The 13,232-nt window shown below is 41.1% G+C and carries 16 protein-coding genes; 1 reads left to right on the top strand and 15 read right to left on the bottom strand.

Features of this window, described 5'->3' with window-relative positions; genetic code table 11:
* The 15 genes from Q0E71_RS05225 to Q0E71_RS05155 all read right to left on the bottom strand — a co-directional run.
* Nucleotides 1–426, bottom strand: a 426-nt coding sequence (locus Q0E71_RS05225) for a cyclodeaminase/cyclohydrolase family protein (protein ID WP_294796745.1), incomplete at its 3' end; no start/stop codon positions are given.
* Nucleotides 427–695: 269 nt separating this feature from the next.
* Nucleotides 696–1,589: a PhzF family phenazine biosynthesis protein gene (locus Q0E71_RS05220; RefSeq protein WP_294796744.1), complete on the bottom strand. Its 894-nt coding sequence runs from the start codon at nucleotides 1,587–1,589 to the stop codon at nucleotides 696–698.
* Nucleotide 1,590: 1 nt separating this feature from the next.
* Nucleotides 1,591–2,427: a ParB/RepB/Spo0J family partition protein gene (locus Q0E71_RS05215; protein ID WP_294796743.1), complete on the bottom strand. Its 837-nt coding sequence runs from the start codon at nucleotides 2,425–2,427 to the stop codon at nucleotides 1,591–1,593.
* Between the two features lie 4 nt (nucleotides 2,428–2,431).
* Nucleotides 2,432–3,202: a ParA family protein gene (locus tag Q0E71_RS05210; protein WP_294796741.1), complete on the bottom strand. Its 771-nt coding sequence runs from the start codon at nucleotides 3,200–3,202 to the stop codon at nucleotides 2,432–2,434.
* Nucleotides 3,203–4,021: 819 nt separating this feature from the next.
* Entirely contained in the window at nucleotides 4,022–4,723 is a 702-nt protein-coding gene (rsmG, locus tag Q0E71_RS05205) for a 16S rRNA (guanine(527)-N(7))-methyltransferase RsmG (RefSeq protein ID WP_294796739.1), read from the bottom strand.
* Between the two features lie 31 nt (nucleotides 4,724–4,754).
* Nucleotides 4,755–5,552: a metallophosphoesterase gene (locus tag Q0E71_RS05200; protein ID WP_294796737.1), complete on the bottom strand. Its 798-nt coding sequence runs from the start codon at nucleotides 5,550–5,552 to the stop codon at nucleotides 4,755–4,757.
* Entirely contained in the window at nucleotides 5,549–7,441 is a 1,893-nt protein-coding gene (mnmG, locus tag Q0E71_RS05195) for a tRNA uridine-5-carboxymethylaminomethyl(34) synthesis enzyme MnmG (protein WP_294796736.1), read from the bottom strand. The genes Q0E71_RS05200 and mnmG overlap by 4 nt, the downstream gene beginning before the upstream one ends.
* Nucleotides 7,442–7,459: 18 nt before the next feature.
* On the bottom strand, nucleotides 7,460–8,815 hold the full coding sequence (gene mnmE, locus Q0E71_RS05190) for a tRNA uridine-5-carboxymethylaminomethyl(34) synthesis GTPase MnmE (RefSeq protein WP_294796734.1): 1,356 nt from the start codon (nucleotides 8,813–8,815) through the stop codon (nucleotides 7,460–7,462).
* 71 nt (nucleotides 8,816–8,886) lie between these two features.
* Nucleotides 8,887–9,048, bottom strand: coding sequence for a hypothetical protein (locus Q0E71_RS05185; RefSeq protein WP_294796732.1), 162 nt, complete (start codon nucleotides 9,046–9,048; stop codon nucleotides 8,887–8,889).
* 75 nt (nucleotides 9,049–9,123) lie between these two features.
* Nucleotides 9,124–9,840: an RNA-binding cell elongation regulator Jag/EloR gene (gene jag / locus Q0E71_RS05180; protein ID WP_294796730.1), complete on the bottom strand. Its 717-nt coding sequence runs from the start codon at nucleotides 9,838–9,840 to the stop codon at nucleotides 9,124–9,126.
* Nucleotides 9,830–10,537 carry a YidC/Oxa1 family membrane protein insertase gene (locus Q0E71_RS05175; RefSeq protein ID WP_294796727.1) on the bottom strand — a complete coding sequence of 236 codons (708 nt, stop codon included), beginning with the start codon at nucleotides 10,535–10,537 and terminating at the stop codon, nucleotides 9,830–9,832. Before Q0E71_RS05175 ends, jag begins: the two co-directional genes overlap by 11 nt.
* 38 nt (nucleotides 10,538–10,575) lie before the next feature.
* A complete protein-coding gene (gene yidD / locus Q0E71_RS05170; RefSeq protein ID WP_294796724.1) occupies nucleotides 10,576–10,791 on the bottom strand; it encodes a membrane protein insertion efficiency factor YidD in 216 nt (71 codons plus the stop codon).
* On the bottom strand, nucleotides 10,784–11,134 hold the full coding sequence (rnpA, locus tag Q0E71_RS05165; protein WP_294796723.1) for a ribonuclease P protein component: 351 nt from the start codon (nucleotides 11,132–11,134) through the stop codon (nucleotides 10,784–10,786). The genes yidD and rnpA overlap by 8 nt, the downstream gene beginning before the upstream one ends.
* A 3-nt stretch (nucleotides 11,135–11,137) precedes the next feature.
* Nucleotides 11,138–11,272: a 50S ribosomal protein L34 gene (gene rpmH / locus Q0E71_RS05160; protein ID WP_058259632.1), complete on the bottom strand. Its 135-nt coding sequence runs from the start codon at nucleotides 11,270–11,272 to the stop codon at nucleotides 11,138–11,140.
* A gap of 376 nt (nucleotides 11,273–11,648) precedes the next feature.
* Nucleotides 11,649–11,870 (bottom strand): hypothetical protein, encoded by a 222-nt coding sequence (locus tag Q0E71_RS05155; RefSeq protein ID WP_294796721.1) that lies wholly within the window; start codon nucleotides 11,868–11,870, stop codon nucleotides 11,649–11,651.
* 456 nt (nucleotides 11,871–12,326) lie between these two features.
* Here Q0E71_RS05155 and Q0E71_RS05150 point away from each other — a divergent pair.
* Nucleotides 12,327–13,232: YhcG family protein (locus Q0E71_RS05150; protein WP_294796718.1), on the top strand; the 906-nt coding region annotated here is incomplete at its 3' end.

Genomic DNA, 13,232 nt, shown 5'->3' with positions numbered 1-13,232 from the left:
ATTTTTAGCGAAGATCTTTTGTAATTCCATAGCTTCAAGGCCTAATTCTGCGCATCTGAATGGTATTTCAAGTGCTACCTTATATCCTTCTTGGATCTTTTCTGACCTTACTTTCTTTTCTTCGTCTGTTTCTTTTGGCATCTTTAGTGCTTTGATTACGTCGTTGAATGCTGTTGAGTCTGTGTCAACGATTTCTTCTAGTTCGGCTGAGATCTCTACTAGCTTTGCTGCGTAGTCTTTCATTGTTTTTTGTTCGTCTTCTGGCAGTTCTGCGAAGGCTTTTTTGCCTTCTGTTAGCGCCATGACCATGTTTGTTAGTGATGCGCCTAAGGCTGATGAATAGGCTGCAACTGAGCCACCGCCTGGTGCTGGTGAGTCTGACTTAACTTCTTTTAAATAATCTCTTAGTGATTTTTCGATTAACATAATTTTCCTCCTTAATGATTTGTATGTGGAATGGCTGGGCCACGATAATAGACTAGCCACTGTGTATGAATTTTTGTTTTTGTATAGTTTTTTATTTGTTTTCCTATTGTATATATATTATTTGTATATATTTTCTCTATCTAGATTTTGCAGAGCAAATTGATGCATGAGACGATGTGGACCGACGAAGCAAGCGGAGCGTACAAATGCGTACTCGAGCATTGCTGAGGAAGGAACGAGCCTCAGGCGCAATTTGAATGCGAAATCATTTAAATATTTAGAATGCCGTCTAGGGATATTCGTGCAGTACCCATTACTGTAATAAACGCCGAATCCTTATCCTCTAAATAACGCGTTTGCACTCTTGACGGCCTATTCATGGTCTCGCCCTGATGCATCTTGGCTTTGAGCTTTGTCGTTAGCTTATTCTTTATCAAATAGTATTGCAGCGCCGCATTAGCGTATGCGGAGGAGCTATCCTCTTCAAAAGCGAGGTCTTTTGTGTAATTCCTTACGTAATAAAAACCATCTTCGGCTTCATTAAACAGGTGAACGTTGTCCACGCCTATGGTCTTGGCTGCATCTTTGAATTTGAATTCATCTATGCTGTAGCCATAAAGTGCCTGTCTCGTCTTAATTGGTACGATGAGTGTCTTCTCTTCCGCTTCGACTACCATGGCCCTCGCATCAAGACCATTCTCAAGGCCGATGTCGGCTGTTGAAAGGCTCATGGCGCTGAGCATATTGGTGATATCGGGCGTGCTACTCACAATTTCTGGACGGCTGACCTCTATCTCTAAATTCTCTATCTTATAGTCTTTGTAATAAATGTAGACTTTTTTCTTTGAATTTTTGTTCACTTCATAGACGAGCTTGACACCATTCTCAATGGCTTTGATATAACCAAGGTTTGTAAGTACGTAGAATAGCGCAAGTGCGCCTTGTCCGGAGCCTTCAAGTTCTGTTTTACTTGTGAAGTATCTGGTTCTGAAAACGTCTTGGTCAACCGGCTCTGCAAAGGCTGTAAGGCCGGCTCTGAGCTCGTTTGCGATGATTTGGTACTCTTCTTCTTTAAGGCCTTCTGCGTCGGCAACTACGCCGATGGGTGTTCCGCCGAAGCGGCATGTTGCGAAGGCGTCGACGATGTATACGTGTAGATCCATACTAATCCTCCGTGATTAAGTCTGTAAGCCTTGTTAGGTCGTCGTCTGTGTAGTAATCGATGGTGATGGAGCCGCCGCGTTTTGTGTGCTTGATGGCAACTTTTGTTGATAAAAAGTCCTCAAGTCTCTCGCGGATGTCTTTGATGTAGATGTCTTCTGGCTTTGCCTTCTTTGGCTTACGTGTATTTTCTTCTGTCTTTTTAACTGTTAGACCTGCGTCTTTTATTTTATGAGCAAGTTTTAAACGCTCTTCTTTTGTTTCGACTGATAGTATAAGTTTTGCGTGTGATACTGTGATCTCGCCATTCTTAAGCATTTCAAGTATCTCGTCTTCTAAGGATAATAGTCTTGTCATGTTCGAGATATATGGGCGGGATTTGCCAACTGCTTTGGCGATGTCATCTTGCTTTAGTCCATACTTTTCCTTTAATTTCAAATAAGCAATGGCCTCGTCGTATGGATTTAGGTCCTCTCTTTGAACGTTTTCAACGAGTTGAAGCTTATCAACTTCTTCGTCTTCGTAGTCTCTGACGATGGCTGGGATACTTGCCCTGCCAAGCTTTTTAAAGGCTCTGTAACGTCTTTCGCCGGCTATTATTTGATATTTGCCTCCTGCCATGGGCCTAACTACTATTGGCTGAAGTAAGCCATTCTTCTCTATGGACTCTGCTAATTCTTTGATGGTATCTTCCTTAAAGGACTGACGCGGCTGTGCTTCTGTTGGCACGACCATTGCCATTTCCAAGTCCATGAGCTCGTTTTTGGACTTTTCTGTGATTTCTGTGATGCTTTCAACGCCTAAGAGGCTGCCTAGGCCCTTGCCAAGTTTCTTCGCCATATAATCACCTTCCTTGCTTTTGTAAAAATTCTTCGGCTAGATTCATGTAATTTTCGGCTCCTTTTGAGGCTTTGTCGTACTCGAAAATGCTCATGGAGTAGCTAGGCGCCTCTGCAAGACGGATGTTGCGGTTAATGACCGCTGTGTAGAGCTTCGCGCCAAAGAAGTTTTGAACTTCGGAGAAGACTTCGGTGTGAAGATTATTTCTCGCGTCGAACATGGTGATCAGAACGCCTTCGATTGTAAGGGACTGATTGTAATTTTCTTTGACTAGCTCTATGGTCTTAATGAGCTTTGAAACGCCTTCAAGTGCGTAGTACTCGGCCTGTATCGGGATGATGACTGAGTTTGCGGCTGCGAGGCTCATGATTGAAAGAATGCCAAGTGACGGTGGCGAGTCTATGAAGATGAAGTCGTAATCACCTTTAATCTCGTCCAAGCGGCGCTTTAAGATGTCTTTCCAATCGCCTTTTTGTGCAAGCTCGATCTCAAGGCCCGCGATGTCTGTCGATGAGTCGATGACGTGGAGCTTATCTAGCTTAGTCGGCTTTATTAGTGATCTGATGTCTTTTGTATCGTCGGTAAGGAGCGTGTATGTGGACGAAGATGCCTCGCTGTAGTCTTCAAGAAGACCACTCGATAGGTTTGACTGAGCGTCCATATCGACGCAGAGCACCCTCTGACCAAGCTTCGCAAGCGCATAGCTTAGGTTGATGGCTGTCGTTGTTTTGCCGACGCCGCCTTTTTGATTAAATATGACAATAGTTTTGGACATGAAATCACCTCTGATTTAATAATAGCATATTATACGATAAATTTCAATAGCAATTTATGGACAAGCCAATTCTGTAAAAATTTCGCCTAGAACTCGAACGCCCTCGTCACAGCTCCAATGTACTATTTGTACTATTTCGCTGTGAGCTCGTGCTTATCTTCGTCCTATGCATAAATTTTTCCGACGAATTGATCTTGTCTTATGGGGTGCGGTGAGTTTTTAAGAGGAAATATTTCGCCTATGGCCCGAACGATTATGGTAGCTGTGTCGATAGGCTTGTTTAGTGTGTTGTAAGGAATGTTCCACGTGGAACATTTATATTGAACTGATAAAATAGTTTTGATTAAGAGATGATACTCGAAAAGTGATTTAGATTGACTTGAATAACGAAAAGTGTATTACTCGTGACTTAGGCTTCCCAAATTGGAAATTTCTAAAAGCTTGTTCGCTTGCAAAACCATATTCGTTTCGTTACACTTCACTAGATGGTTTTGCGGGCAGCTCACTTCGCTAATAAATTTCACAATTTGCTCAGATGCGTCACTTCGTTAATAACACTTTTCTGTTATTTGATTGAGAAAAAAATATTAGATCTAAAAAAGAGTATTATTTAAGAAAAATCACTTTTCTTATATCGTGTATATAACTAAAAAAGAAAAAGAACCACAAATGTGATTCTTCAAAAAATTTTATCTAAATTAAATTCATACGAAGCTTGGTTCGCAAATCAAAGAAGAACCTCGTCCTAACGGACAAGAACCTTTGCGCTATGCTGGCTAAGGCGAATTGAACGAGCCTTAGGCGCAATTTGAATGCGAACTAGATAATTGGTGAGCTTTTTGCCAAATTCTTTCCTCTCGGATACTTCTTTGGTGTCGCCTTAACTTTTTTCACCACCACTATCGATCTATCAAACTCATCAAACAATCTATATTTATGAATATCAACTATTTCACCGCCAAGAACTTCTATAGCTTTCTTTGCCTCCATAGCTTCTTCATCTATATCGCCGCTCTTCATTGAAAGCATATATCCACCGATTTTCACAAAGCCGAGCATATACTCTGTAAGTGTGGCTAGGCGAGCGACTGCTCTTGATATGGCGACGTCGTATGCTTCGCGATGGCCATTAACGTGGGCAAGGTCTTCGCTTCTTGCGTGAACTGTCTCTATATCTTTTAAATCCAAATCCATAATCACTTCGTCCAAGAATTTTAATCTCTTAAGTAAACTATCGTTGAGTAAAATTTCTTTTTCTGGCGCTAATATTTTCAAGACTACGCCAGGGAAGCCGGCGCCTGTACCGACGTCTATTATCTTCTTCGCATTTTTTAGCTCTGGCAGTGTAAGAGGGTAGGCGCTGTCGGTGAAGTGGAGCCTGTCTACCTCGTCTGACTCGGTGATGCCAGTTAGGTTCATGACCTTGTTTTTCTCCACGAGCAAGTCCTTGAAGCGCTCAAGCTCAGCAATTTGCCCCTCTGTAGCGTTTATATTAATCTCATTCAAATAACTTTGTAGCATATTTATCCTTTCAAATGTTCCACGTGGAACATTATTTTCTTAAGTGTAGTAAAACTATCTCGGGCGGGTTGTTTAGCCGCGGCACGAGCTTTAGTCCGCGCGCGAGGCCTCTCGAAACGACTTCAAATCTGCCGTTCGCCTCATATACGCCGCCAGCGTACTTTGGAAATAGTCCTTGGTTCGGCGCAAAAACTCCGTTATTCACAGGAGGTAGGCGCCACTGACCGCCATGCGCATGGCCAGCGATAATCAAATCCGCGTTTATGTCCTTGAACTGATCCCTTGTTAATGGCTTATGCGAGAGAACGATGCGATAATCATTAAAATCCGTATCCGCATCGAGCCTCTTAGCCACATGCGCCGCGTAGTCCTTCATACGCCAAGGGTGCCTGTCTCTAAAGCCCCAAATTTCAACCTGTTTGTCGTCAGCTTTGTAAATGGCTTTGCCATCATCCAAGACTGTGATCCCCATTGAGTGAAGCTCCTTCATGTGTAGCTCGGCCTTGCCGGAGATAATCTCGTTATTGCCTAAAATGTAGTAGCAACTGTATTTCTTGATGCCTTCTATAAATTCATAGCCTTTCGTGTCATCTACTTTATCGTCAAAGATGTCACCTGGCATTAAGATGGCATCAAAGGGAAGTGCGTCCACCATATCTAAGAGCTCTCTTTGATTTTCGCCAAAGTCCATCGAGTGCAAATCTGATAAAATAAGCAAATCCATATCCATGGGAGCCTTTACTGTATATTCACTCACGATTAGTTTTTTCTTCCACATGAGTAGGGCGGCTGCCATTAGCACGGCGATTGCAATTATTAAATAAATCATTTGCGTTTATTTACTTCCATATATATAATGATGTTGTTGATGTCGGCTGGGGTAACGCCGCTGATTCTCGAGGCTTGGCCAAGGTTTGACGGCCTAAACTTTTCGAGCTTTTCCTTGGCTTCGGTCTTTAAGCCCTTAACGAGGCTATAATTAAAGTCCTTCAAGGAGCGCTCTTCCATCTTCAAAAAGTTCTCTATCTCTTTATTTTGCTTCTTGATGTAACCGTCGTACTTGACGATTGTTTCGAGCTCAAGTATTTCGTCCGGCTTATCCAAGGCTAGGTCCATAAACTTAGCGAGGTCGCTGTAATGTATCTCTGGGCGACGTAGCAGCTCCTCAAGTGTGACTGCTGTCTTTAGTCCAGTCGTGCCAAGGCTTTCAAGGTAAGCATTTGTCTCTTCCTTAGGGCCTATTGATTTGGCTCTCAATTTTTCAAGCTCACCATCGATACGTGCTTTTTTCGCTAGCATGCGATTATAACGCTCTTCGGATGCGAGGCCTATCCTATAAGCATATTCAGTAAGACGCATATCAGCGTTGTCTTGCCTTAGACTTAGCCTATATTCACAGCGGCTCGTCATCATACGATACGGCTCGTTTGTGCCTTTCGTAACGAGGTCGTCGATCAAAACGCCGATGTAGCCCTCGCTACGCTTGATAATGAAGGGATCCTTGCCCTCAAGCTTTAGATAGCAGTTGATGCCAGCCATGATGCCTTGTGCGGCAGCCTCTTCGTAACCGGACGAACCATTGATTTGGCCCGCGAAAAATAAATTTTCATGCTTTTTGGACTCGAGGCTAAGCTTTAGGGAAGTGGGGTCGATCGCGTCATACTCAATCGCGTAGGCGCTCCTCATAATCTCGGAGTGCTCAAGCCCCTCAATCATCCTATACATCTCGACTTGCATCTCCTCAGGCAGCGCCGTCGAAACGCCTTGGATGTACATTTCATCAGTGTCTGTGCCCTCCGGCTCGATGAAAACTTGGTGCTGATCCTTGTCCTTAAAACGAAGCACTTTATCCTCTATACTTGGGCAATAGCGCGGTCCTTCGCCGGTTATGTCGCCAAGCGTCCTCGCCGAGCGGTCCATGTGCGCCAAAATGTATTCGTGCATTGGCTTAGTAGTGTATGTTAGGTAACAAACAGCCTGATCTTTGAGAATGGCTTCCGCCTCATTCATAAATGAGAAGGGGACTATTGTTTTGTCGCCCTCTTGGACTGCCATCTTTGACGTGTCAATGCTACGCAGGTGGACTCTGGCTGGTGTTCCTGTCTTCATTCTTCTTAGCTCAATGCCATTCTCATTTAACGATTCAGACAAATAGCGAGCAGGGAAGCGGCCATCGGGGCCCGATTCGTAATTTAGCTCGCCCTCAAATATTCTTCCTTTAAGGTAAGTGCCTGTCGCCAAAATGACTGCCTTCGCCTCAAGTACAGCGCCTGTAGTCATGCGGACGCCAGTGGCTGCGCCATTATCATCGAAAATGACTTCGTCCACTTCGCCTTGGATAATGGTTAAATTCGGCTCGTTTTCAAGCGTCTTTTTCATCGCGCGGTGGTAGGCCTGCTTATCGGCCTGAACGCGCAAAGAGTGCACGGCTGGGCCTTTTGAGGTGTTCAGCATACGCGACTGAATGTAGGTTTTGTCGATGTTTTTCGCCATCTCGCCGCCAAGGGCGTCAATCTCACGAACGAGGTGACCCTTGCCAGTGCCGCCAATGTTAGGATTGCAGCTCATCGCAGCGATTGCGTCGAGGCTGATGGTGATGACAGCGGTTTTCTTGCCAAGGCGGCTAAGTGCAAGCGCCGCCTCGCATCCAGCGTGTCCAGCGCCGACTACGACTGCATCGAACGTGCCTCTAATATATGTTTTTTCTCTTCTTTGCATAAAATCACTTCCTTTAATCTATTTGCCGATGCAAAAGTTTTGGAATATCTTATCAAGTATCTCGCTGTCGAGCTTCTCGCCAAGAATTTCGAGTAAGCTATCGAGAGCGCCTCTGATGTTGACTATGAGTAGATCGTAGACTTGTTTATGTTCGGCATCGTTTAATGCTTCGCTTATGGCTGAGTGCGCCTTATTAAGTAGATCCATCTCTCGTAGATTTGCGTAAACAAGGTCATCTTGAGTAATATCGCCCGCTAAAAACATTTCCTTAATCATGTCTTTAAGCGCTTCGAAGCCTTCGCCAGTCTTTAGACTCGTTAAAATATATTTCGCATTTTGCTCGAAATGGTCTAAGTACTCGCCATTCTCGCCCTCGTCTACCTTATTTAATATATATATGTGTTTTTTATCTTGAACCATATCAATGATCTCTTTATCGCCCTCGCTAATAGGCTTTGAGTAATCAAAAACTGCTAGAACGAGGTCTGCGTCCTTGATTGCCTTCTTCGATATGGCGACGCCCATCCTTTCGATTTCGTCCGACGCCTCACGAATGCCGGCTGTATCCATAAGTTTAAGGCTAATGCCCTCAAGGTCGATGTACTCGGTGATCATGTCACGCGTAGTGCCCTCGATATTCGAGACTATCGCCGTTTCTTCACGGGTAAATGTGTTTAGAAGCGAGGATTTACCTACGTTTGGTACGCCGACGATTGAAGTTTTTATGCCGTCCTTAATTAGAGTCGATGTAGATGCGCGCCTAATGTGCTCAGCTAAGCTATTTTTCACGCTTTCCAAGGTATTTGTGATGCGCTCGTAGCTGATCTCCTCGATGTCTTCTTCAGGATAATCGATGGCGACCTCGATATTGGCAATGAGCATCTTAAGGCTATCTGCAAGGCCATTAATAAAGTCACGAACCGATCCATCAAAGGCTTTTAGAGACAGATTGTAGCTCATATCGGTCTTGGCGTTGATCATGTCAGCGACGGCCTCAGCCTGTGTGATGTCGATTCTGCCGCCAATAAAGGCCTTCTTCGTAAATTCGCCGCGCTCTGCAAGTTCCGCACCATTTTTCAAAAGCAGATTCAGTATCCTTCTTTGACTAATTACACTGCCGTGCGAATATATCTCGACCATATCCTCTGTAGTGTAGGTATTTGGCGCCTTCATAAAGCATATCAGAACCTCGTCGACAAAGTCGTCCCCGTCGTAGATCCTGCCGAAGTACATGTATTTATTTTTAAAATCGTCTTTGCCGCTTGCCGAGCGAAAAATTTTCTTCGCAATAGCAAAACTACCCGCCCCGCTCATCCTGATGATGGCGATGGCGCCCGGCTGCATAGCAGTTGATATTGCACAAATCGTTCTCATTTCTTCTCCTTTGTATACTATTTTCCTTTATATATATATGTATTTTCAATTAGGCTAGTATTCTTGCCATGTTAAGCAAAATCAATATCTCTAGCATTTTTGCCTTCTTTAGTAAAATCACTTTCTCCATCTATTTTGCCTTGTCTAGTAAAATCACTTTCTAAAGCAATTTCACTTAGCATAGCATTTTCAGTCATCGTGGCAAGGCCATTCACATAAGCATTTTCAGTCATCGTGGCAAGGCCATAAACAAGGCCATTGCCATAAACATAAAGATAAATAAAAAAGAGGCTATAAAAGCCTCCTAATTACTTCGCTATGATACAAACTCTTCTGTGAGGCTCGTTGCCCTCAGAAAATGTTTTTACGCCTTCAATACCTGCTAAGGTTTCGTGAACGATACGTCTGTCATAGCTAGTCATGTACTCTAATGAAACCTTAGTACCATACTTTCTAGCCCTTTCACAACCTTGTATAGCAAGCTCTCTAACTTTTTCTTGTCTTTTCTTTCTGTAGTCGCCTACGTCGATGTAAAGCCTCTTAAACTCAGCTAGCGACTTGTTTAGCTGAATTTGCGCTATCGTGTTCAAAGAATCAAGCACAGCGCCCTTCTTACCGATTAATTTCGACGTATCATCGGACGATTCACCATTGATCAAAACCTTGATCATATCGTCAGACTCATCAATCTTGTACGAAGCCTTTACCTCAAATAGCCTAAAGAACTCGTCCAAGAAGTTTTTCAATATAATTATATGCTCAGCGTCATCGCCATTGCCATGGTCATGGTCATGGTCATGGTGCTCATGCTCATGATTATGCTCATGGTCTTCGCATCCGCAGTGACATTCCGCTACTTCTTCATAAATAACCTCAATCACAGCGTCCTTTGCGCCGATACCTAAAAAACCTTTACTATCTTCATTTATTACATCAACAGTGAAGGCGTCTCTACTCATGCCAAGTTCAGTCTCAGCCTTGATTATAGCGTCTTCAATAGTCTTTGCTTCAAATCTACTTTTCACTTACAATTACCTCCTCTTTCTTAATGATCCTATTTTGTACAAACTGTTGAATTGCAGCAAATAGGCTTGATACAGCCCAGTACAAAGCTAGGCCAGCTGGATATTTAACTGTAAAGAAAAATGTCATTAACGGCATAAAATACTGCATCATATTCATAGACTTGGCTTGCTGCTGGTCAGTCATACCGACCCTTGGCGTAGTAACACTCATTAGAAGCGTTACAAGCGTTGCAATCAGTGGAAGACCGTACCAATATGGGTCAGCTAAAGTTAAATCCTTGATCCAGAAAAAAGTCTTGTCCATCGCAGCGTATTTAGCCGCGCCAAACGCGTATATTGACGGATCCTTACATACTTGGAAGAAGGCAATCAAGATAGGGAACTGAATAAGCAGAGGCAAGCAGCCGCCAGTGATTGACGCGCCCTCTTGTCTATAAAGCTCCATAACCTTTTGTGAGGCGATCTGTTGATCGTAGCCGTACTTCTCTTGAATTTCCTTAACCTTAGGCTGTAAGTCCGCAGTCTTCTTCATCTTCTTAGTAGAAGAAATTTGTAGTGGCAAAACCAATAACTTCACGATAATAGTCGAGATAATGATAGTCATTGCCAAAAACGAGAAGTTTGCAGGCTCAGCGCCCATGCTAGCAAGCTGATCATATATGAAATTAAAAAGGTAACCTAAAATTTTACCTAACATATAAATCCTCCTTACGATAAATAAAGCCTAAAGGAAAACTATACAAGCGGGTCATAGCCGCCCTCTGACCATGGATTACAGCGAAGCACACGCTTCACAGATAAATACAAGCCTTTGAAAAAACCATATTTCTCAAAAGCTTCTATCGCATACTCAGAGCAAGTTGGCGTGAAAATACAGCTGGGCCTCTTGTGAAAAATCTTATGTGCCACAAAGCGGTATATTTGCACAAACATTACCATAATCCTACTCATAAGCTTTATCCTTTAAAACATTTATTTTTCTTAACAAAGAAAGAAATCTTTTTCGAATCTTGTAGAAATCGTAGTCAATAACCGTAGGCTTAACCGAAATCACAATGTCATAAGACTTATCAAAGTCCTCACGATGCGCCTCGATGATGGCCTTGAGCCTTCTCTTTAGTAAATTCCTCTTATTCGCCTTGCCGTACTTTTTACTAATAGCAAAACAAAACCTAGGGTGATCTAGGTTATTATAGCGGTAATATACCGTAAAAGACTCGTTAAAGGCCTTCTTCTTCGACAAGAAAACCCTGTTAATATCTACTTTCTTTCTTAAACTCAAATACCTTTGCATAAATTATGCAGATAATCTCTTTCTTCCTTTTAATCTTCTTCTCTTTAAGACATTTCTACCAGATTTAGTTGACATTCTTTTTCTGAAACCATGTTCAACTTTTCTTTGTCTTTTCTTAGGTTGATAAGTTCTCTTCATTTATATACACCTCCTATAGTACATAAACTCCTATAGTAATTATAATTAATTAGATGCGCTTTGTCAAGAGAAAATTATGAAAATATTAATATAATAGATAAATAAATGCCTTTACCATGTTTATGGAATAGTTTTGCGGATAAAAAAGAACCTCACACATAAATGGTAAGATTCTTTAAGCTACAAATTATGTAGAATTTTTTGGAGTGGCCGCAAATTTAATAAAATCGACGTTCACTTCGTTAATTTGCAAAGAAATTTAGATGATTTCGCGTTGTACAGAATTTTTTGGAGTGAGGTGTGCTAAACGCACTCCGCAGCGACAAAATAATTCGAAACTAGCGAAAGGGCTAAATTTAATGCGAATTAACATTAATTATTTTTGTGATGCCTTGTAAATAGCGTCGAAAACTTGACTCATTGTGAATATACTCATAAGTAGAGCAGCGCCTCTACAGATGATTAGAGCGTCTGGATAAGTTGCAACGCCAGGGATTTTAAAAGCAGCTGGCTTCAAATATAATAAAAAGAAAGTCCCAGCCACGATGATCTTTAGTATAAAGTAATCCAAAAATGTCATCTTCTTCTTGTTGTTCATGATAAACCTCCTTTGATTATAACTTTATTATAACACAGCAGGGGAAGTAGTTCAAGATGATTTTATTGGGGATTATAGTGGTTTAGTCAAGGCACTTCAAATCAAGTCACTGACTGGAAAATTTTATATCGCAGCACAAACCCGCCAATTCTATTTTGCACTTTTACCACAAACCCGACAATTCTTTTTGCCACTTTTTCTGCAAACCCGCCAATTCTTTTTGCCACTTTTTCTGCAAACCCGACAATTCTTTTTGCCACTTTTACCACAAACCCGACAATTGTTCAAGAAATTTTAGCGGGGATTATGGTTGGGTCAATTTTGTTAATCGAGACAGTTTAATTAAAATTGCTTATAGTTTCTTCTTATAAATATTCCAGACGCTGTCTGGAAAATTTAACAAAAGTAAATTTTTATGGTATAATTATTAATATAATCAGATTAAGAGGTGTTTATATGAAAAACAATATAGATAAAATGCACGAAGATATTTTAGACAATCACGAAGATACTTTAAACAATATAAAAAAATTAATGAATAATGCAAGAAACGAAGTTGCCAAGGAAGTTAATAATATTCTAGTTCAAACTTACTGGAAAATAGGTAAAATCATTATAGAAGATGAACAAGGTCATTCAGATAGAGCAGAATATGGCAAAAATTTACTTAAAGTTTTGTCTAAAAGATTAACTGAGGAATTTGGAAAGGGATTCTCAATATCAAATTTACAATTTATGAGAAGATTTTTTATTGAATATAAGATTCAACAGACACTGTCTGTTAAATTGTCTTGGTCGCATTACTGCGAGCTTCTAGGGATTAGTGATAAAAAAAAGAGAAGCTTTTATGAAAAAGAATGTATCAATGCTAATTGGTCTGTAAGAGAACTTAAAAGACAAATTAAAACATCTCTTTTTGAAAGATTGCTCTTATCCTCTGGTGACGAAAACAAAGAAAAAGTTTTAGATTTGGCTTTAAAAGGAAATGAAATAAATAAAGCAAGTGACATTGTTAAAGATCCTTATGTATTTGAATTTTTAGGAATACCAGAAAAAAAACCAGTATTAGAAAGTGATTTAGAAGCTGCATTAATTGAGCATATAGAAAATTTTTTACTTGAACTAGGCAAAGGATTTATGTATGTAGGTAGTCAACAAAGAGTAACACTTGGAAATACACATTATTATGTAGATATGGTCTTTTATAATAAGATTTTAAGATCATATGTATTAATTGAATTAAAAACGGGAAAACTAATGCCAGAAGCAGTTGTGCAAATTAATATGTATTTAAATTATTATAAAGCAGAAGTTAATGATGAAATGGACAATGATCCAATAGGAATTATTTTATGTACAGAT

This window comes from uncultured Fenollaria sp. (assembly GCF_934202865.1).
GTDB lineage: Bacteria > Bacillota > Clostridia > Tissierellales > Peptoniphilaceae > Fenollaria.
Note: the sequence above shows the minus strand (reverse complement) of the source record. Positions and strands in the feature narration are given on the sequence as shown.

What these genes read in the sequence shown, in the direction of transcription:
- Q0E71_RS05220 (WP_294796744.1), bottom strand. Translation starts at nt 1,589, where the DNA reads ATGGATCTACACGTATACATCGTCGACGCCTTCGCAACATGCCGCTTC.
- Q0E71_RS05215 (WP_294796743.1), bottom strand. Translation starts at nt 2,427, where the DNA reads ATGGCGAAGAAACTTGGCAAGGGCCTAGGCAGCCTCTTAGGCGTTGAA.
- Q0E71_RS05210 (WP_294796741.1), bottom strand. Translation starts at nt 3,202, where the DNA reads ATGTCCAAAACTATTGTCATATTTAATCAAAAAGGCGGCGTCGGCAAA.
- rsmG (WP_294796739.1), bottom strand. Translation starts at nt 4,723, where the DNA reads ATGCTACAAAGTTATTTGAATGAGATTAATATAAACGCTACAGAGGGG.
- Q0E71_RS05200 (WP_294796737.1), bottom strand. Translation starts at nt 5,552, where the DNA reads ATGATTTATTTAATAATTGCAATCGCCGTGCTAATGGCAGCCGCCCTA.
- mnmG (WP_294796736.1), bottom strand. Translation starts at nt 7,441, where the DNA reads ATGCAAAGAAGAGAAAAAACATATATTAGAGGCACGTTCGATGCAGTC.
- mnmE (WP_294796734.1), bottom strand. Translation starts at nt 8,815, where the DNA reads ATGAGAACGATTTGTGCAATATCAACTGCTATGCAGCCGGGCGCCATC.
- Q0E71_RS05185 (WP_294796732.1), bottom strand. Translation starts at nt 9,048, where the DNA reads ATGACTGAAAATGCTTATGTGAATGGCCTTGCCACGATGACTGAAAAT.
- Q0E71_RS05175 (WP_294796727.1), bottom strand. Translation starts at nt 10,537, where the DNA reads ATGTTAGGTAAAATTTTAGGTTACCTTTTTAATTTCATATATGATCAG.
- yidD (WP_294796724.1), bottom strand. Translation starts at nt 10,791, where the DNA reads ATGAGTAGGATTATGGTAATGTTTGTGCAAATATACCGCTTTGTGGCA.
- rnpA (WP_294796723.1), bottom strand. Translation starts at nt 11,134, where the DNA reads ATGCAAAGGTATTTGAGTTTAAGAAAGAAAGTAGATATTAACAGGGTT.
- rpmH (WP_058259632.1), bottom strand. Translation starts at nt 11,272, where the DNA reads ATGAAGAGAACTTATCAACCTAAGAAAAGACAAAGAAAAGTTGAACAT.
- Q0E71_RS05155 (WP_294796721.1), bottom strand. Translation starts at nt 11,870, where the DNA reads ATGAACAACAAGAAGAAGATGACATTTTTGGATTACTTTATACTAAAG.